This window comes from Lactococcus cremoris subsp. cremoris NBRC 100676, assembly GCF_001591705.1.
Classification (GTDB): Bacteria; Bacillota; Bacilli; order Lactobacillales; family Streptococcaceae; genus Lactococcus; species Lactococcus cremoris.
In genome coordinates this window covers 45,974-64,301 of the sequence record NZ_BCVK01000003.1, presented here as the reverse complement: position 1 = coordinate 64,301, position 18,328 = coordinate 45,974, and the positions used below count along the sequence as shown (strand labels likewise).

At 35.0% G+C, this 18,328-nt stretch carries 18 protein-coding genes, 3 pseudogenes and 1 riboswitch; of the genes and pseudogenes, 17 read left to right on the top strand and 4 right to left on the bottom strand.

What is annotated here, in order from left to right; genetic code table 11:
• Nucleotides 1–63 precede the first annotated feature (63 nt).
• From LLA01S_RS00910 to LLA01S_RS00900, 3 genes are read left to right on the top strand one after another with little or no spacing between them, the layout of a single operon-like run.
• A complete protein-coding gene (locus tag LLA01S_RS00910; protein ID WP_061777688.1) occupies nucleotides 64–1,017 on the top strand; it encodes a ThiF family adenylyltransferase in 954 nt (317 codons plus the stop codon).
• Nucleotides 1,018–1,072: 55 nt separating this feature from the next.
• Nucleotides 1,073–1,402 carry an MFS transporter gene (locus tag LLA01S_RS12810; protein ID WP_061777687.1) on the top strand — a complete coding sequence of 110 codons (330 nt, stop codon included), beginning with the start codon at nucleotides 1,073–1,075 and terminating at the stop codon, nucleotides 1,400–1,402.
• A complete protein-coding gene (locus LLA01S_RS00900; protein WP_327791194.1) occupies nucleotides 1,305–2,312 on the top strand; it encodes an MFS transporter in 1,008 nt (335 codons plus the stop codon). The genes LLA01S_RS12810 and LLA01S_RS00900 overlap by 98 nt, the downstream gene beginning before the upstream one ends.
• A 230-nt stretch (nucleotides 2,313–2,542) precedes the next feature.
• Here LLA01S_RS00900 and LLA01S_RS00895 read toward each other — a convergent pair whose 3' ends face one another.
• The 4 genes from LLA01S_RS00895 to thiT form a co-directional block, all read right to left on the bottom strand.
• Nucleotides 2,543–2,899, bottom strand: coding sequence for a DUF3397 domain-containing protein (locus tag LLA01S_RS00895; RefSeq protein ID WP_011834393.1), 357 nt, complete (start codon nucleotides 2,897–2,899; stop codon nucleotides 2,543–2,545).
• 23 nt (nucleotides 2,900–2,922) lie between these two features.
• Nucleotides 2,923–3,471: a biotin transporter BioY gene (locus LLA01S_RS00890; protein ID WP_011675372.1), complete on the bottom strand. Its 549-nt coding sequence runs from the start codon at nucleotides 3,469–3,471 to the stop codon at nucleotides 2,923–2,925.
• Between the two features lie 111 nt (nucleotides 3,472–3,582).
• A complete protein-coding gene (locus LLA01S_RS00885) occupies nucleotides 3,583–4,059 on the bottom strand; it encodes an aminoacyl-tRNA deacylase (protein WP_061777685.1) in 477 nt (158 codons plus the stop codon).
• Nucleotides 4,060–4,121: 62 nt separating this feature from the next.
• On the bottom strand, nucleotides 4,122–4,670 hold the full coding sequence (gene thiT, locus LLA01S_RS00880) for an energy-coupled thiamine transporter ThiT (protein WP_015082000.1): 549 nt from the start codon (nucleotides 4,668–4,670) through the stop codon (nucleotides 4,122–4,124).
• 46 nt (nucleotides 4,671–4,716) lie between these two features.
• A riboswitch (TPP riboswitch) is annotated at nucleotides 4,717–4,816 on the bottom strand.
• Nucleotides 4,817–5,403: 587 nt separating this feature from the next.
• Between thiT and LLA01S_RS00875 the strand changes: the two genes are divergently transcribed.
• The 14 genes and pseudogenes from LLA01S_RS00875 (at nucleotide 5,404) to LLA01S_RS00810 (ending at nucleotide 18,327) form a co-directional block, all read left to right on the top strand.
• Nucleotides 5,404–6,264 (top strand): MetQ/NlpA family ABC transporter substrate-binding protein, encoded by an 861-nt coding sequence (locus LLA01S_RS00875; RefSeq protein WP_061777690.1) that lies wholly within the window; start codon nucleotides 5,404–5,406, stop codon nucleotides 6,262–6,264.
• Between the two features lie 144 nt (nucleotides 6,265–6,408).
• Nucleotides 6,409–7,269: a MetQ/NlpA family ABC transporter substrate-binding protein gene (locus LLA01S_RS00870; protein WP_021165860.1), complete on the top strand. Its 861-nt coding sequence runs from the start codon at nucleotides 6,409–6,411 to the stop codon at nucleotides 7,267–7,269.
• 145 nt (nucleotides 7,270–7,414) lie between these two features.
• A complete protein-coding gene (locus tag LLA01S_RS00865) occupies nucleotides 7,415–8,278 on the top strand; it encodes a MetQ/NlpA family ABC transporter substrate-binding protein (protein WP_021165861.1) in 864 nt (287 codons plus the stop codon).
• 68 nt (nucleotides 8,279–8,346) lie between these two features.
• Nucleotides 8,347–9,116: pseudogene (locus LLA01S_RS00860) on the top strand (acetoin reductase).
• Between the two features lie 15 nt (nucleotides 9,117–9,131).
• The gene (locus tag LLA01S_RS00855) at nucleotides 9,132–9,992 is read left to right on the top strand and encodes a MetQ/NlpA family ABC transporter substrate-binding protein (RefSeq protein ID WP_011675379.1); all 861 of its coding nucleotides are present in this window, start codon (nucleotides 9,132–9,134) and stop codon (nucleotides 9,990–9,992) included.
• Between the two features lie 123 nt (nucleotides 9,993–10,115).
• On the top strand, nucleotides 10,116–11,222 hold the full coding sequence (locus LLA01S_RS00850) for a methionine ABC transporter ATP-binding protein (protein ID WP_011675380.1): 1,107 nt from the start codon (nucleotides 10,116–10,118) through the stop codon (nucleotides 11,220–11,222).
• Nucleotides 11,222–11,917, top strand: a complete 696-nt coding sequence (locus tag LLA01S_RS00845) for a methionine ABC transporter permease (protein ID WP_061777684.1) — start codon at nucleotides 11,222–11,224, stop codon at nucleotides 11,915–11,917. The genes LLA01S_RS00850 and LLA01S_RS00845 overlap by 1 nt, the downstream gene beginning before the upstream one ends.
• A 42-nt stretch (nucleotides 11,918–11,959) precedes the next feature.
• The gene (locus LLA01S_RS00840) at nucleotides 11,960–12,508 is read left to right on the top strand and encodes an ECF-type riboflavin transporter substrate-binding protein (protein WP_021165864.1); all 549 of its coding nucleotides are present in this window, start codon (nucleotides 11,960–11,962) and stop codon (nucleotides 12,506–12,508) included.
• Between the two features lie 118 nt (nucleotides 12,509–12,626).
• Nucleotides 12,627–14,324, top strand: a pseudogene (locus LLA01S_RS00835) (ABC transporter ATP-binding protein).
• A pseudogene (locus tag LLA01S_RS00830) lies at nucleotides 14,317–15,137 on the top strand (energy-coupling factor transporter transmembrane component T family protein). The pseudogenes LLA01S_RS00835 and LLA01S_RS00830 overlap by 8 nt, the downstream one beginning before the upstream one ends.
• Before the next feature lie 311 nt (nucleotides 15,138–15,448).
• A complete protein-coding gene (locus tag LLA01S_RS00825) occupies nucleotides 15,449–15,742 on the top strand; it encodes a helix-turn-helix transcriptional regulator (RefSeq protein ID WP_010905285.1) in 294 nt (97 codons plus the stop codon).
• The gene (locus LLA01S_RS00820) at nucleotides 15,666–16,445 is read left to right on the top strand and encodes an ABC transporter ATP-binding protein (protein ID WP_031287783.1); all 780 of its coding nucleotides are present in this window, start codon (nucleotides 15,666–15,668) and stop codon (nucleotides 16,443–16,445) included. Before LLA01S_RS00825 ends, LLA01S_RS00820 begins: the two co-directional genes overlap by 77 nt.
• On the top strand, nucleotides 16,438–17,388 hold the full coding sequence (locus LLA01S_RS00815) for an iron ABC transporter permease (protein ID WP_061777683.1): 951 nt from the start codon (nucleotides 16,438–16,440) through the stop codon (nucleotides 17,386–17,388). Before LLA01S_RS00820 ends, LLA01S_RS00815 begins: the two co-directional genes overlap by 8 nt.
• Nucleotides 17,389–18,327: a FecCD family ABC transporter permease gene (locus LLA01S_RS00810; protein WP_015082007.1), complete on the top strand. Its 939-nt coding sequence runs from the start codon at nucleotides 17,389–17,391 to the stop codon at nucleotides 18,325–18,327.
• Nucleotide 18,328 lies beyond the last annotated feature (1 nt).

Sequence of the window (18,328 nt, the reverse complement as noted above, 5' to 3'; positions counted from 1 at the left end):
GAGTATTAATAGAGTAAGGAGGATGAGTACCAAGAGACTCTGTCTTTTGGTGCTTTTTAAGTTATGATTATACTAAATCAGTCTAAATTCATAGAGGTTTTAGATGATGGACTTTCTTTTTATGATGGAAAGCATCAAAAAATAAAACGTTATACCAAACAGATATGGATAAAAATTTTAGAGTGGTATCAAATAGCGCGAGAAATTGATGATATTCCGAAATGTATTTTGCCGAATGAGGAAATGGTAGCACTTCGAGAAGTTCTATTGACTTTACATATTTTAAAAGAAATCGAAATGGTCCCAAGACACCTCGAGAGAATTTATAATTTTTATAGCACTTATAATGCAAGTAATTTAGAGAGAATCAGTAATATAAGAGTTATGATTTGGGGATGTGGAACAGTTGGTACAGCAATTGTTGATAATTTAGTTAAAATGGGAGTTAAAAATTTTTTACTTATTGATTCAGATATCGTTGAGGAAAAAAATATTATTGCCCAGTCAATTTTTCAGAAAAAAGATATTGGTTTAAAAAAAATTGAAGTGATAAAAAACTATGTAGAATCATTCAATATTGGAAAAAATAATGTTGAAATCAGCGATAAATTTATTAATCACGGAGAAGAGTTCATGATTAATTATCAAGAATTTTATCCTAATTTTATAATTGATTGCGCTGATACGAAAGATGAAGAATTAGACATTCAGTTTATAAAATTTGCTGAGCAACTTGGAAGTGTATATATGTCAACTGGCTATACTGATGACCGAGATTTTATTTTTGTAATATCAAAAAACTTTGATAAATTTAGAATGTTTATGAGAAATAATTGGGCAATTTCTAAAAGAAAATATCAGATTTCAAGCAATAGAGGAACGATTATTGACTCTCAACTTCTGGGAAGTTTAGGGGCACGTAGCATTATCAACCATGTCTGTGCCCTCAATCAGAATGACAGAGTAATTGAAATAAATTTATTGGATATAACAATGAGAGACGTCCCATTTCGATAAACATTTTGGATAAATCGACTGCAAGTACACTAAGTAATTAATTATAGGAGGAATTGTGAAAAAATATTTTACACAAAATAAACTATTAACAATTTTTTTGATGTTTCTTTTTGGAAGTTTAGCAAGTGGTACGTTGACTTTTATGATTTCGTGGACAGTATTAAAGGAGACACATCAGGCCTCTCAATTTGCGCTATTGTCTACAATATCTTCTCTCGTAATGCTTATTGCTATGCCAGTAATCGGAATAATCGTTGATAGATACGACCATAAACATTTGCTTGTGATTGCCCAAGTGTTCAGTTTGTTTGTTTGTTTTACTGAGCTTTATTTTTCAACCATTTCATGGTTTAATAATTTACATTCTTTTTTCTATTGGTCTTAATTTAGGAGATCTATTATTTTCAATTACAATGTATGCTTCTGTAAAGTCGCTATCAGATGATAAAACTGAAATGTCAAAAATAAATGGCATTGAACAAGGGATAGGGGCTTTATTTGCCATCGTTTCCCCAGCGGTCGCTGGGTTTACTCTTACTTTCATTTCAGTCAGAATTTTTTCTTGGGTTGAGATAGTCTGTGAATCTATTGTTGTTTTGTTAGTATTTCGATTAAACTTTGAGAGGTTTGATACGAAGAATGAAGAAGAGAGCGTTAGTGTTGAAAAAATTTCATATAAAAGAGTTTTACAGCTTTTAAATAAAAAATATATTGTAATGATTATTGTTTCCATCATGATTGTTCTTAAATTTTTATTGGGTTCCATTAATGTTGGAATTCCGTTTATTTTAAACAACAATTATCAAGGAAATACAGTGATACTAGGCATTGTCCAGTTTAGCTTTCCTCTTGGAATTATTTTGAGTAGTTTATTAGTACAAAAATTACCTAAGTTTCAGCTTTTTAAATTGCTGAAAATTTCATACTTTTCCTGTGCTTTTGTTATTTTCTCATTTGGAATTATTTTGAGCTTTTTGATAGGGTCAATAGTTTTTACGGTAGTTGTTTTATCTGTATTGATGTTATTTATGGGATTAGGTTTAGGCTTTTCTAGAGTACCAATGATGACCTTTGCTCAAAATAATATTCCTGAAAATATACAAGGAAGAGCGTTCTCAATTATAGATACCTCTGCTCAGATTCTTTCATCACTCGGTTTAAGGTTTTATGGAGTATTGTTTGATAATTTTTCAGGAGGTTGGATTTATCTATTTTCTTCATTTTTGATGTTTGGGGTATTAATAGTTGGATTTTGGTTTGTTGACAGAGCAGATAAAGAAAACTATATTTACTGAGTTTTTACTTTAGAGAATTTGACTCTTTGAGCAATATAATAATAAAGCAGCCTGAGAGATATGAAATCTTATCTGCGACTAATTTGAAATATTTTTCTTCTAAGGGTACCATAAAGTGCGATTAGAGAGGTACATTTTAATTAGGGAAGGATAATTCTGAATTCTTTTCAATTTTATAAGAGAAAAAGTTTAACGATTAAAAAACCCATCAGTTAGGTCTGATAGGTTTTTTAATGGGTAAAGGTCATCACAACAAGGATGAGGTAAATAATCAAAGTAATAAAGAAGGTCAGTCGCCACCAAAGCTTTAAAAAGCGGCGGTAGGCGAATTGTTTATAATAGAACAAATCAAGTAACAACAAAATAAGTGCTAAACCAGAAATGATTAGCAGATAGTAAGGAATAATACTGATACTTGTTACATTTTTTGAAAAGATTTGCATTCCTAGAATTAGAAAAAGTGTGAATACATCTGGAATTTTTAATTTACGATTGGTTAAATGACGTAGTCTGAAAAACTTGAAAATAAAGACCAACGCAATAAAGACGATAAGCGGATATAGCGCCATAAGTACTTTTATAAACATAGACTAATTGTAGCGGTTTTAGACTAGTTTGTAAAGTATTTATTTGTGTGAGAGAGTGCACGTATCAGTGCTAATCCAAAGATTGTAACAAGGATAGCTTTAATGATTTCAACAAATACAAAGGGAGTGAATCCAAGCTTTAATGCCAAAGACCAATCCACTTGAGTGAAAAATTTGAGCCAGAGAGTGCCGATGACCAACATTAGGAGATGACCAACAATATTTATGATAAAAGCTGGGATTGTTTTGTATTTGATTTGATGAAGTCCCCAAGAAATGAGGGTTCCCATGATTAAAAAAGCAAGTAGAAATCCACCAGTTGGTCCAAAAAGAACAGCAATTCCTGAAGTTCCTCCAGTGAATACGGGAATTCCAATAAATCCGAGAAGTAGATAAAGTAAAATGGCAAAGAAAGTTTCACGTGCTTTGAGTACTGTGGCAACGAGTCCGACAGCTAGTGTTTGTAAGGTGACTGGGACGATACCAATTGGGATAGCCAATGGAGAAAGAACCGCGATAATCGCTGCACCAAGAGCAATTAGGGTTAATGAATATAATTTTGTGTTTTGCATTCCGAGTCCTTTGTTTTATGTATAAAATAAAATATACTAAAAAAGAAGAATTTTTGCAAACTATTGCTCCAAATATACAAAAAAATACTGACAGAATTTCTGTCAGTATTTTTATTCTCTGATTTCAACAAAGTGAGCATGGACAAAATCTGCTAGTTCTTGGGGAGCAATTTTTATACTACGTCCAACTTCACCCGCGGAACAGACAATAAAGTCATGTTCCAAAGCAATGGAATCAATATAAATTGGAAACTTTTTATTTTGCCAAATGCTTACGGGATTATTTGCCCCGTGAATATAACCCGTGGTTTTTTGTAGGTCTTTTTGAGGAATCATACTTACTTTTTTGTTGCCCGAAACTTTTGCTAATTTTTTTTCTGACAGATGCTCTGTCAAAGGAAGAATACCAATGACAGGTCCTGTTTTATCTCCAATCAATGCGAGTGTTTTATAGATATCACTACGATTAATATCGTCAGGAAGGCTATCACTTTCCAAAGCATTGATGGCAAGTCCAGTATGCTCAATTTTCGCCTTATCAAGAATTTGTTCTACAAGTGTTTTCTTTAATTTTTGCTTTTTAGACATAGCTATATTATAGAAGATTTTATTCTGACTGACAAGATATAATAATTTTACTAACAGGTTTATTAGTAATTACTATGGATAAAAAGTTTAGGGAATTTTTTGACAAAAATTATTAAGATAACAAAGGCAGCAATGGCCGTCAAAATACCGCTGATTCCATTAACAGCAAGAGAATAAGCAACAGCGCCCCAACCTTTCCAAGCATATTGGCTCCAGAAAATAATTCCGGCAATGAAATGGAAAAAGTATTTAAGAAGAACAGCAACAAAAGTTCCCAAAAGTACAGGTGCTAGTTTTAGAGGGGCTGTTTTTTGGCGGAAAAGGCCAGCTATTCCGAGTGAAACAGGAGCCACAAGATATTCAATGAAAGCTTGGGATAGGCTTAAGATATAAGCATGTCCAGTAATCATTGAAAGAATTCCCCAGATTAATCCTCCAACGAGACCAGCGGTTAAACCTCGTCGTAAGCTGAGAAGAAGGATAGGGATACAGGCGATTTCAACGATAATCCAACCATAAACAGTATTTGGAATGAGGCTGATGATGAAGGCGAGTGCCGCCATGAAGGCAATTTCCGTTAATAAACGGACATTGAACTTAGAATTAGACATAAAAAAACTCCTTTTTGATGCGCACAAAAGGAGGGTTAGAAATTAGACGATTGTCTTAACACATTCCTACGCTGGCATTACCCAGATCAGGTCAGATGGTATTTCTCGCTACTGACAGACTTGTCAATAGACCCATTGTGCAAATATTTATTTTTACAAGTTTAAGTTTAGCATAATTTATGTTGAAAAGCATTGATGGGAGATCAGAATTCTATTTTATAAATTAAACTTAAAAATTTTTTAAGGCAACATAAAAAATCAATAATTCAAAAAATTTGAAAGTCTGTTAGAATAAATCTATACACAAATTCGGACAAAATAAAAGCGGTCGAGTAAGTAATTGTGAAAGTCAGTACAGAGAGCTTGTAGCGGTGAGAGCAAGCCTGAATGAAGCAATGAAAATGGCTTGATAAGCGTAGCAAAAGTGAGGTTTTACCAAGCTTTTGACGGCATGGTTCTCGTTATTGAACTTAAAAGTTTGCTTTTGTAAAGTTTATCTGAAAATTTTCAGTGAGCTACAAAGTGCTTAAATCAAGAATGGTACCACGATATAGCTCGTTTCTTTTTATGAAATGGGCTCTTTTTGTTTAGTCAGATTGTTTTTGTTTGACGAATTTGTTTAGAGTCAGAAAATTGGCAGGTGCACGGTTAATTTTCTGATATGATGCAAAAGTTTATCAAAGGGAAATAATTGATTTTGAAAAATAAATCAATTAGAAAAAAGGGAGAAGAAATGAATCCAAGAAACAGAAATATTTTACTTGTCGTTATTGTTGTTGTAATTGTTGCTATCGCTGCATTCTTCGGTTTTAATCACAAATCTGGCGGAAGTAAAACGGCAAATAAAACTGTGAATATTGGAATAATGACAGGAACTAAAGAAGATGATTCCATTTGGTCTACTGTTTCAAAAACAGCCAAAGACAAATACGGAATTACTTTAAAATTTACTCATTTTACAGATTATACACAACCAAATACAGCTTTGAAAAATGGCGATATTGATTTGAATGCCTTCCAACATTATGCTTTCTTAAATGCTTGGAATAAAGCTAATAATGGTGATTTGAAGGCGATTGGAAATACTACAATTTCACCTATTCGTCTTTATTCTAAAAAAATCACTTCATTGAGCCAAATTAAATCAGGAGATACAATTGCTGTACCGAATGATGATTCAAATGAAAGCCGCGCGCTTTATGTTTTGAAAAATGCTGGTCTGATTGGCCTTTCTGTATCAGGTGATACACTTGCGACGGTTAAAGATATTAATTCTAATCCAAAAAATTTGGTCATAAAAGAATTAGATGCGGCACAAACACCACGTGCGCTTGATTCAATTACAGCAGCAGTAATTAATGACGATTTTGCAACAACAGCAAAATTAACGGTTGAAGAGTCTATTTATACTGAACCTGTAAACAAAGATAGTGAGCAATGGATTAATATCATCGTTGCAAATAAAAAAGATGAAAATAACAAAATTTATAAAGAAGTAGTCAAAGCTTACCAAACTGAAGCAACGAAGAAAGCAATTGAAAAAGCTTATCCTGATAAGAGAAAAATTGCTGCTTGGGGATTGAAACTCGACTAGCAAATTCGTTGACGGAGTAACGGTTAGGTCAGAACTTCGGGAGTTTCTATTTTAGAAATTCTTGCCTTAAGGCTAATAAATTTTACTGACAGAAGACTTAAACTGTTTTCAAAACAGTTTGGTCAGTAGAAATTGGAGAAAATTATGAATCCTAGAAATCGTAATATTATTATTGGAATAATTGTGGTTGTTATTATTGCTATTGCTGCTTTCATTGGCTTTGGACATCAAACTAAAGCAAATAAAACAGTCAATAAAACAGTGAAAATTGGAATAATGACAGGAACTAAAGAAGATGACAGTATTTGGCAAACAGTATCTAAAACAGCCAAAGATAAGTATGGAATTACTTTGAAGTTCACTCATTTCACAGATTATACACAACCAAATACAGCCTTGAAAAATGGTGATATTGATTTGAATGCTTTTCAACATTATGCTTTCTTAAAAGCATGGAATAAAGCAAATAATGGTGATTTGGTGGCCATTGGTGATACTGTAATTTCGCCAATCAGTGTCTATTCTAAGAGTCTTAAGACTTTGTCTGATATCAAAGAGGGCGGAACTATTGCAGTACCAAATGATGCGTCAAATGAAAGTCGTGCGCTTTATGTCTTGAAGTCTGCCGGCTTGATTAAATTGGATGTTTCTGGTCAAACGCTCGCGACAGTCAAAGATATCACTTCAAATCCGAAAAATTTGGTTATTAAAGAACTTGATGCTTCACAAACTGCGCGTGCTTTAGATTCAGTTGACGCCGCAGTTATCAATAATAATTATGCCGTTACTGCAGGTTTAAAGAAAGCTGATGCAATTTTCACTGAGCCTGTCAACAAAGATAGTCAACAATGGATTAATATAATTGTTGCTAACAAAAAAGATGCAAATAGTAGCGTTTATAAAGATGTTGTCAAAGCTTATGAATCAGAAGCAACCAAAAAAGCCATCGCAAAAGCATATCCGGATAAGAGCACCATTCCTGCTTGGGGCTTGAAATTAAAATAATTTCTTTTGCACTTAATTGTTTATCAGCATCACAGGAAGTTAGAGTTACTGACGAAATTTCCTATTTTCTGATGAATGGATGAGTTTTCCTGAGAAGTAAATGAAAGTTCTCTGACAGCTTTGTCAGTAGAAATTGGAGAAAATTTTGAATCCTAAAAATCGAAATATTATCATTGCTGTTGCTGTTCTTATTCTTGTTGCGCTGGTTGCCTTCTTTAGTTTGAACCATCAAGGCGGAGTGAAAGCATCTGCTGGCGAAAAAACAGTCAAAGTTGGAATTATGAGTGGCGACAAACAAGATCAGGAAGTTTGGAAATCAGTAGCTAAAACCGCTAAAGAAAAATACGATTTGAAGCTGAAATTTGTTTATTTTTCTGATTATAATCAGCCAAATGAAGCTCTTCTGTCAGGAGATATTGATATCAACGCTTTTCAGTCTTATAATTATGTAAAAACATGGAATAAGGCGCACAAGAGTGATATTGTTGCCGTAGGGAATACTTATATCACACCTATGCATATTTATTCAAAAGAAATTAGCAAATTGTCAGATTTAAAAGAGGGTTCAACGGTTGCTATTCCTAATGATGCTTCAAATGAAAGTCGGGCATTGTTTGTACTCCAAAGTGCAGGTTTGCTTAAATTGACAACTAGTGATTCAAGTAAACTGGTGGGCTTACCAGATATCACAGAAAATCCTCATCAATTGAAATTCAAAGAAGTGGATGCAAGTCAAACACCACGTGCTCTTGATTCAGTTGCTCTTTCGGTGGTTAATTATAATTATGCGACAGCCGCTAGTTTGCCAAAATCTGAATCAGTCTTCATGGAGCCACTTAATAAAACTTCTGCTCAATACATCAACTTTATTGCTGCGACAAGTAAAGAAAAAAATAATAAAGTTTATAAAGAAGTTGCCAAAGCCTATGCTTCAAAAGCAACAGAAAAAGCAATCAAAGAACAGTATCCTGATGGTGGAGAATTGCCCGCTTGGGACTTGAAACTTTGAATAAATACTCTTCAGCAGCTGAGGACAAAAAATTATTAAGCTCCTAGAAATTGTGAAAGAAGAAAAATATGGGGAAATTAGCGATTGTAACGGGAAGCGGACAAGGTTTTGGGGAAGGTATTGTCTATCGGTTAGCAAAAGATGGATTTGCGGTTGCCGTAGCAGATATTAATCCTCAAACAGCAAAAAATGTTGCAAAAACTTTGATAGATAAAGGATTTGAAGCTAAAGCTTACGTGCTTGATGTTGCGAACCGTTCGGCAGTTTTTCAGCTTATTGAACAAGCGGTGAGTGATTTTGGTGAACTTGCTGTATTTGTTAATAATGCTGGGGTTGCTTTTATTGATAGCATTATAGATTCTGATTCAGAAAGGGTTGAACGACTATTTGATGTCAATATCAAAGGTACTTATTGGGGAATACAAGCAGCAGCTACCCAATTTAAAAAACAAGGTCATGGCGGACGAATTATCAATGCGTCTTCGCTTGCAAGTGTTGAAGGTTCTGCCTTGCAAAGTGCTTATTCTGCTTCAAAATTTGCAATACGTGGATTGACACAGTCGGCAGCGAAAGAACTTGCAAAAGACCATATCACAGTGAATGCTTATAATCCTGGAATTGTACGTACCGCTATGCGAGATGAGATTGATAAAAAACGGCTCAAATCAAAGGAATTAGCATTGAACAGCAACGACAGAATTGTTTGAATGAAATCTACCTCGGACGTGAAGGAAGACCAGAAGATGTTGCAGAAGTTGTGGCCTGGTTCGCTTCAGATGCAGCAGAATATATTACAGGACAATCTATCTTAGTGGATGGCGGGATGAGATTCCATTAGCAAGAAGGAAAAAATATGAATGTAAAAAATCGAAGAATATTAATTACGATTATTATTCTTGTATTCATTATTATAGTAGGCGGGATTTTTGCCTTTTCTCACAGTGGTAATAAATCAAAAGTTTCTTCAAAAATTGTAAAAATTGGATTGATGCCTGGTGGTAAACAAGAAGATGTCATTTGGAAACAAGTTCAAAAAAATGCTAAAGACCAATTTGGGATTACATTGAAATTTGTCAATTTTACTGATGGAGATGAGCCTAATAAGGCTTTGGTCAACCATGAAGTAGACCTCAACGCCTTTCAACATTATGCTTATTTGAAATCATGGAATAAAGCTAATAATGGAAATATTGTGTCAATTGGTGATACAATTATTACGCCGATTCATTTATACTCAACGAAATACAAAAAGGTCGATGAAATTCCTGATAAAAGTACGATTGCCATTCCAAATGATGTCACAAATGAAAGCCGCGCACTTTATGTTTTAAAAAATGCGGGACTCATTAAACTAGACACCTCTAGAGGAGTATTAGCAACGGTCAAAGATATCAGAGAGAATCCCAAAGGATTAATTATCAAAGAAATTGATGCCAGTCAAACACCACGTGCGCTTGATTCTGTTGCTGCAGCAGTCATTAATTATAATTTTGCTATTTCGGCAAAAATTTCTGATAAAGAATCAATTTATCAAGAACCATTAAATGAAGATTCGGCTCAATGGATTAATTTTATTGCAGCAAATCAGTCTGATAAAAATAATAAAGTTTATAAAGAAGTCGTCAAGGCTTATGAACAAAAAAATATCGCTGATATCATCAAAAAAGAATATCCAGATGGAAGAGAACTCCCCGCTTGGAATTTAAAATTGTAAATAAGAAAACTCGTCTTTGACGAGATTTTCTGTCAGTATTAACAAAGCTGAATTTTACTGACGAAAGTTAAGGAAAAGCTTTGTCAGCACTGACAGAGAATGAAAAAGATAAAGGAAGTAAGTATGACAGCAATTATTGAATTAAATAATCTTTCTGTGCAATTTCATCAGAAAGGACGATTAGTCACAGCAGTTAAAAACGCCACTTTACACATTGAAAAAGGGGATATTTATGGTGTGATTGGTTATTCTGGAGCTGGGAAATCAACTTTGGTTAGAACCATCAATCTGCTTCAAAAACCAACCGAAGGTCAAATTGTGATTAATGGTGAGAAGATTTTTGATAGTGCAAATCCCGTGAAGTTTACAGGTGCAAAATTACGTGAATTTCGTCAAAAAATTGGGATGATTTTTCAACACTTTAATCTTCTGAGTGAGAAAACTGTTTTTAATAATGTGGCTTTTGCTTTGCAACATAGTCAAATCGAGGATAAAAACGGGAAAAAACGTTATCTCACAAAGAAAGAAAAGAACGATAAAGTCACTGAATTATTAAAATTGGTTGATTTAGCAGACCTTTCTGATAAATATCCGGCACAGCTTTCTGGAGGCCAAAAACAAAGAGTAGCGATTGCGCGTGCTTTGACTAATGACCCCGAAATTTTGATTTCAGATGAAGGAACCTCAGCCCTCGACCCGAAAACAACCAATCAAATCTTGGATTTGCTCAAATCCCTTCATGAAAAATTGGGAATTACAGTGGTTTTGATTACTCATGAGATGCAAGTGGTTAAGGAAATTGCTAATAAAGTAGCCGTTATGCAAAATGGTGAAATCATTGAACAAAATTCTTTAATTGATATTTTTGCGCAACCTAAAGAAGCTTTGACCAAACAATTTATTGAAACAACAAGTTCGGTCAATCGATTTATTGCCAGTCTTTCTAAGACAGAACTTCTGGCTCAATTAGCAGATGATGAAGAATTAATTCACTTAGATTATTCAGGTTCAGAACTTGAAGACCCAGTGGTTTCTGATATTACGAAAAAATTTGATGTAACGACTAATATTTTCTATGGGAATGTTGAATTACTTCAAGGTCAACCTTTTGGCTCATTAGTCTTGACCTTAAAAGGTTCAAGTGAACATCGAGCTGCCGCAAAGGCATATTTTGTTGAAAGACATTTGAAATTTGAAGTTTTAGGTAAAATTGAAAGGACGGTAGACTAATGGCAGAATGGTTTGCACATACATTTCCTAATGTAGTTTATTTAGGATGGACGGGCGAGACAGGTTGGTGGACAGCAATTGTTCAAACGCTTTATATGACATTTATTTCGGCACTTATTGGTGGCTTATTGGGATTGATTTTCGGAATTGGGGTTGTTGTGACTGCTGAAGATGGAATTACACCCAATCGACCATTATTCTGGATTTTAGATAAGATTGTCTCTATCGGACGCGCTTTTCCCTTTATTATCTTATTGGCAGCCATTGCGCCCTTGACTAAAATATTAGTGGGAACGCAAATTGGTGTAACAGCAGCCTTGGTTCCCTTGGCCTTTGGAGTTGCTCCTTTCTACGCTAGGCAAGTTCAAGCATCACTTGAGTCTGTTGACCACGGGAAAGTAGAGGCAGCTCAGACGGTGGGGGCAGATTTCCTTGACATCGTCTTTACTGTTTATCTTCGTGAAGAACTGGCAAGTTTGATACGGGTTTCAACGGTTACCTTAATTTCCTTGATTGGTTTGACCGCAATGGCCGGTGCGATTGGGGCTGGTGGACTTGGAAATACTGCTATCTCTTATGGTTACAACCGATTTGCCAATGATGTCACTTGGTTTGCTACGATTTTGATTTTGATTTTTGTTTTATTGGTTCAACTTGTCGGGGATTTCTTGGCAAGACGCGTTTCACATCGATAATTAAATAAATAGACTTAAGTCTATTTGATTAAAGGAGAAACAATGAAAAATAATTCTGTAAAAATTGTTGTTGCGACTGGAATTGGTGCCGCTCTATTTGTAATTATTGGCTGGTTGATTAACATTCCTACGCCAATTCCAAATACTAGTATCCAATTACAATATGCTGTACTTGCCCTATTTTCGGCCTTGTTTGGCCCTCTTGCTGGCTTTCTAATTGGATTTATTGGTCATGCCCTCAAAGATTCATTTCTTTATGGGGCTCCTTGGTGGACTTGGGTTTTAGGCTCAGGTTTGATGGGACTATTTCTAGGCTTTGGAGTAAAAAGAGAAAGTTTGACTCAAGGGATTTTTGGAAATAAAGAAATTATTCATTTTAATATTGTCCAATTTTTGGCAAATGTAGTCGTGTGGGGTCTAATTGCTCCCATTGGGGATATTCTGGTTTATAGTGAACCGGCTAATAAAGTCTTTACACAGGGAGTAGTTGCAGGTTTAGTTAATGCCTTAACGATTGCTGTAGCCGGTACTTTATTGCTCAAACTTTATGCTGCGACACGAACAAAATCAGGAACGCTTGATAAGGAATAAATATTTTTAACATCAGATGTGCTAGAATAAAAGCAGCAAATACTTGCTGCTTTTGCGCTTGTATCCTTAGAGTGAGACCATTGTCTAAGAATGTTTGTAATTAATAAGAAGGGTGAAAATGGAACCATTAATCTCGTTCAAAGATTTTACATTTAAATATGATTTGCAAAAAAATCCAACATTAAAAAAGATAAATTTAGAAATTTTTCCTGGCGAAAAAGTACTGATTGTTGGACCATCTGGTTCAGGAAAATCAACCATTGGCTCATGTCTGAATGGAATATTGCCTCATTTGTACAAAGGGGAAGCAAGCGGGGAATTATCAATTGCTGGCTTACCTTTTGGGACTTCAATTACTGAACTATCAGAAAGAGTATCCACTGTGCTCCAAGATACTGATGGACAATTTATTGGCCTAAGCGTAGCTGAGGATATTGCTTTTGCTTTAGAAAATGACGGTCTGATTCATGATGAAATGGTCAGCAAAGTTGCCTAGTGGTCAGAGAAAACCGAAAGCAAGAGCCTTTTGAATCATCGTCCTCAAGACCTGTCAGATGGACAAAAACAAAGAGTTTCTTTGGCGGGAGTTTTAATTGATGAATCACCAATTTTACTGTTTGATGAGCCTTTAGCCAATTTGGAACCACAAACTTGTGGAGAAACAATAGCTTTAATTAAAAATATTCATGAAGAAAAGAATGTGACGACAATTATCATTGAACATAGAATTGAGGAAGTTCTATCACTCGGAATCGATAAAATTGTGGTTGTCAATGAGGGTGAAATTGTTGCGATTGGTAGCCCTGATGAGTTATTGAAAACAGAAGTTTTCAGAGAAAATTCTTTACGTGAACCCCTTTATTTATCAGCATTAAAGGCTGTAAAAGTGGCTGACTCACTGACAAATTTTTCTGATTTGAAAACGTTAGATGCCCCAAATCTAAAAAAAATACTGACAGATTTTACAAGCTCTTATAAAGTGACTGACAAAGCTGTCAGTAAAAATAATATCCTGTCAGTAAAAAATTTGACGGTAAATTTTGGTAAACATGAAGTTCTAAAAGGAATAAATTTAGAGATTCAAGAAGGAGAAAAAATTTCGATTGTTGGGAAAAATGGCGTTGGGAAATCGACCTTTGCGAATGCGCTCTGCCATTTTGTCGAAGCCAGTGGTGAAATTTTGTATCGTGGGCAATCAATTGTTAATGATTCTATTTCGGAACGTGCAGCAAAAATTGGTTATATTATGCAAAATCCAAACCTTATGATTTCGCAAAATATTGTCAGTGATGAGGTGGCCTCTGGTTTGAGACTTCGTGGGTTTGATGAAGGAGTCATTAGTGAAAAAGTTGAAGAAATTTTACAGGTTTGCGGACTTTATCCATTTAGAAATTGGCCAATTTCTTCTTTGAGTTATGGGCAGAAAAAAAGAGTAACGATTGCCAGTATTTTAATTTTGGAGCCAGAAATTTTGGTTCTTGATGAGCCAACTGCTGCTCAAGATTTAAAAGCTTATCGTGAAATCATGGATTTTCTTGACCAACTTAATCATCGTCTTCATTTGACAATGATTATGATTACGCACGATATGTATTTGATTACAGAATATACAGATCGGACTCTAGTTTTTGCTGACGGGAAAATTGTTGCTGACGAAAGTCCATTTGAAATTTTAGAAAATGAAAATTTTGTTAAGATGGGAAATCTGAGACAACCCAGTCTTTATCAACTTGCGAGAAAAGCTGATATTAGTCCAATTTCACTGACAAAAGCTTTTATTAATTTTCAAAATCAGGAGAGATTAAAGCATGAATAATCAACTTAAAGTCTTAGGCTATCAAGCCGGAAGTGGTTTTATTTATCAACTCAATGCGACTGCCAAGCTCTTGTTTTTTCTTTTGATTTCCATCAGTAGTATGGTCACTTATGATACAAGATATCTGGCTTTTGTGGCTCTCTTTTCTATGCTCCTCTTTTACTTTTCGAAGATTCCTTTTTCGTCAGTCAAACGAGTCGCTCAGTTTGCCGCCCTTTTTGCTTTCTTAAATCTCCTATTTGTGTTTGTTTTTGACCTCGGCTATGGTGTAAGACTCTATGATTCTAAAACGATTATTTGGGGGCCTTTAACTTTAGAAGAACTTTTTTATCTCTTTAACCTCGTCTTGAAATATTTTTCGACCATTCCACTTGCCTTATTGTTTATTTTAACGACTAATCCGAGTCAATTTGCTAGTAGTCTGAACAAAATTGGTCTTCCTTATCGTTCCTCATATTCGGTATCATTGGCTTTGCGCTATATTCCTGACATGCAAGAAAAGTTTTTAGCTATTCGTAATGCTGGGCAAGCTAGAGGAATGGATTTATCAAAAAAGTAGGTCTTTTTTCTCGAATAAAACTAAATGTTCAATTGTTATTGCCTTTGATTTTTTCTAGCTTGGAGCAAATTGATACCATTTCAACAGCAATGGAATTACGACGATTTGGGAAAAAGAAAAAAAGAAGTTGGTATTCATATCAACCCTTAAAAGTAAAAGACTACTTTGTTATCTTACTCGCACTTTTAGGAGTGGCTCTTGTAATCCTTTTGTTTTTTGTTAATCAAGGGCGATTTTTTAATCCCTTTCATTAAAAAAGCCTGCACAAGTTATCCTTTGTAAGTCTAATAGCGAATCTGGAGTCCATATTAGCTATTTTTATCGTATTTTACTAAAAGTCTTCTTTCCGCTCAAAAATTCAAAACTCCCTTCTCAAACTTTGAAAAGGGAGTTTACCTTTGTTCTGAGGCAAGTTTTTTGCTTTTTGTTATCTTGCAAAAATGAGTGGAAAATGGCATAATAGGACTTGTAAAAAACTTTTGACAAGCCGATTGTTTGCAAAAGCTTATAAAATTTGAATTAAATCTATAACAAAGAACTTCCAAAAGAATTAGAAGGGAAAAACATGGAAAATAAAATACGTGAATTGCGTCGTTTGTCTCATCTTTCACAAGAGGATGTTGCTCATATCGCACATGTCTCGCGGCAGACGATTAATGCAATCGAAAATGACAAATACGACCCTGAGTTGACTCTTGCTTTCAAACTTGCCGAAACCTTAGGGACAACCGTTGATGAGCTTTTTAACTATCAACCAACCGTTGTGAAAAGGAAAGAAAACGATGTATTTTGGTGCGAAAAATATCAATGTGTCTTATGGAAAAGAGCAGGTATTGAAAAACGTAACGCTGTCGATTGAAAAAGGAAAAACGACAGCTATTATTGGAGTCAATGGTTCTGGAAAATCAACGATATTAAAAGCCCTAGGGCGCTTGATTAAAGCAGAAGGTCAGGTTATTTTTGATAATCAGCCCTTAAGCAATCATTCAAATCGGGAGATTGCTCGCATTTTAGCCCTATTGCCTCAATCAATTACTGCTCCCGCAGATATTACAGTCTATGAGCTTGTTAGTCTAGGACGTTTCCCACATCAAAAACTGATGCAACAACGTTTATCAAAAGAAGATATTACTTTTATTGAGGAATTAATGAGGGAAACAAATGTTTGGGATATTCGTGAAAGTAAAGTATCAGAACTTTCTGGTGGGCAAAAACAAAGAGTATTTATCACAATGATTTTAGCCCAAGATAGTGAGATTATTTTACTAGATGAACCCACAACATATTTGGATTTAGCTCATCAGTTGGATATTTTGTGTCTGCTTAAAGATTTAGCGACAAAGCGAAATAAAACCATTGTTTACGTTATTCATGACTTGAACCATGCCGCTCGTTTTGCCGACAACCTAGTTCTCGTCAAAAATGGGAAAGTGGTCGAGCAAGGGACTGTTGATGACTTATTTACTCAAAAAACATTGAAAGAATGCTTTGGATTGGACGTTACTTTAGGATGTGATACCTTTACCAAAAAATTAATGATTACTGGGGTGAAAGATGCCTAAAAAACATTTTCTGACAATCTTTTTTGCCCTAGTTTTTTCTTTACTTTTTTTGTCAGTTCTTTATCTGATGCTAGGAAACAAAAATGTTCCACTGACAGAGTTATCCACAAATAAAATAGTTTTACAATTACGCTTACCACGATTGATAAGTCTTTTTCTAACCGGATTTCTCCTGTCGGTCAGTGGATTTCTAGTTCAAATTATGACCAGAAATCCAATTGCCGAAATGTCTACTCTAGGAATTTCTGGTGGTTCAAGTCTGGCTTTATCTCTTTTGTTGACTTTGGATTGGTCGACAAATGATGGAATTTCAGTCATGGTTTCATCACTAGGAGCATTTATTGCTCTAGCCGTCGTCATGCTTTTGACTGCCAGGACACATTTTCAGCCCTTAAAAGTTGTTTTAGTTGGAACATCAGTCGGACTTTTTGCAACGAGTTTAGCGAGCTCAATGACTTTTGCTAGTCATGATACGCAGGCTTATTTTCGCTGGATTGTCGGTTCTTTTTCTGGTATAACCAATACTAAAGTTCTTTTAATGGCAGTCGTGAGTCTGTTTTTTCTCCTACTCTTGCTCCTATTCTCTAAACAAATTTATTTATTAAACTTTGGAGACGAGCTGGCCCAATCTTTTGGAGTTTCCGTAAATTTTGTCCGTCTACTCATTATGTTTTTAGTTGCTCTTGCTTCGGGTGTGACCGTTGCCTCAGTTGGAGTGGTTAGCTTTGTTGGTCTGATAGCTCCACATATTGCCAAGAAAATTGTTAGAACGAATTTTTGGCAAAATGTGATTTTGTCCGTGCTGACAGGGATGGTTTTGCTTGTTTTGGCAGATTTGGCGGCTAGGAATTTATTTAAACCATACGAATTTCCAGCAGGAAGTTTAACCATGCTTCTGGGGGCTCCTTTCTTTTTGTGGGTCATTACAAAGGAGGCGAAATAAATGAAAAGAAAATTCACTTTACTTTTTGTCCTTCTTTTGGTTTTGATTGTGGCTGATTTGACACAATTTTCGACTAATTCTCAAATCCTATCTATTTTGATTCCTAATTTCCGTTTACCAAGATTAATAACTATTTTGTCAGCAGGGATTGCCCTTTCATTATCCGGTTATATCATTCAAAATATCACAGAGAACCCTCTTGCTGATAGTGGAACAATTGGGATAACTTCTGGTGCATCAGCAGGAAGCGTCGCCTTTTTATTAATTGCTGATCATTTTAAATTGACGGGCATTTGGAATTTTTCTTATCCCCTATTCGCCTTAATTGGTGCCCTTCTTTCTTTTGCTTTAATTTATATTTTTGCTCTGAGAAAGCAAGTGAGCTCTGTCCGAGTACTCTTGACAGGGATTGCAATTACAGCTTTTTTCCAAGCCCTGATTACGATTGGTCAACTTTCTGTCAATGCATTTGATTTTCAGAAAGTGGCAGTTTGGCTGTCAGGAGATATTTGGCAAACGGGAACCACTTATCTGATAATTTGTATTTTATTATTAGTCATCGGATTGATAATTCTCCCTTTTTTCCTCAAAAAACTTGAAATTTTATCCTTGGGAGAAGAAATGGCGACGGTTTTGGGACTTGATGTTCCCAAAACTAAAATCTATCTATACTTGCTGGCTTTACTTTTTGCAGCTGTTGGTGTTTTATTGGTTGGTGGATTAGCCTTTGTTGGTTTGATTGCTCCGCACATTGCACGTGAAATTGTTGGATTTAAATCACGGAAAAGCCTAATCGCAACAGCTCTTTCAGGGATGATTATATTATCTTTTGCTGATATTATCTCCCAAATGATTATAGCTCCATCAAGTTTACCTTTAGGCTTTGTTGTCGCCTTTATTGGGGCTCCATATTATATTTATCTTATTCAAAAAGTTTAAG

Coding starts and splice junctions, on each gene's coding strand:
- LLA01S_RS00910 (WP_061777688.1), top strand. CDS start 64: ATGATTATACTAAATCAGTCTAAATTCATAGAGGTTTTAGATGATGGA.
- LLA01S_RS00895 (WP_011834393.1), bottom strand. CDS start 2,899: ATGTTTATAAAAGTACTTATGGCGCTATATCCGCTTATCGTCTTTATT.
- LLA01S_RS00890 (WP_011675372.1), bottom strand. CDS start 3,471: ATGCAAAACACAAAATTATATTCATTAACCCTAATTGCTCTTGGTGCA.
- LLA01S_RS00885 (WP_061777685.1), bottom strand. CDS start 4,059: ATGTCTAAAAAGCAAAAATTAAAGAAAACACTTGTAGAACAAATTCTT.
- thiT (WP_015082000.1), bottom strand. CDS start 4,670: ATGTCTAATTCTAAGTTCAATGTCCGTTTATTAACGGAAATTGCCTTC.
- LLA01S_RS00875 (WP_061777690.1), top strand. CDS start 5,404: ATGAATCCAAGAAACAGAAATATTTTACTTGTCGTTATTGTTGTTGTA.
- LLA01S_RS00870 (WP_021165860.1), top strand. CDS start 6,409: ATGAATCCTAGAAATCGTAATATTATTATTGGAATAATTGTGGTTGTT.
- LLA01S_RS00855 (WP_011675379.1), top strand. CDS start 9,132: ATGAATGTAAAAAATCGAAGAATATTAATTACGATTATTATTCTTGTA.
- LLA01S_RS00850 (WP_011675380.1), top strand. CDS start 10,116: ATGACAGCAATTATTGAATTAAATAATCTTTCTGTGCAATTTCATCAG.
- LLA01S_RS00845 (WP_061777684.1), top strand. CDS start 11,222: ATGGCAGAATGGTTTGCACATACATTTCCTAATGTAGTTTATTTAGGA.
- LLA01S_RS00840 (WP_021165864.1), top strand. CDS start 11,960: ATGAAAAATAATTCTGTAAAAATTGTTGTTGCGACTGGAATTGGTGCC.
- LLA01S_RS00825 (WP_010905285.1), top strand. CDS start 15,449: ATGGAAAATAAAATACGTGAATTGCGTCGTTTGTCTCATCTTTCACAA.
- LLA01S_RS00820 (WP_031287783.1), top strand. CDS start 15,666: ATGTATTTTGGTGCGAAAAATATCAATGTGTCTTATGGAAAAGAGCAG.
- LLA01S_RS00815 (WP_061777683.1), top strand. CDS start 16,438: ATGCCTAAAAAACATTTTCTGACAATCTTTTTTGCCCTAGTTTTTTCT.
- LLA01S_RS00810 (WP_015082007.1), top strand. CDS start 17,389: ATGAAAAGAAAATTCACTTTACTTTTTGTCCTTCTTTTGGTTTTGATT.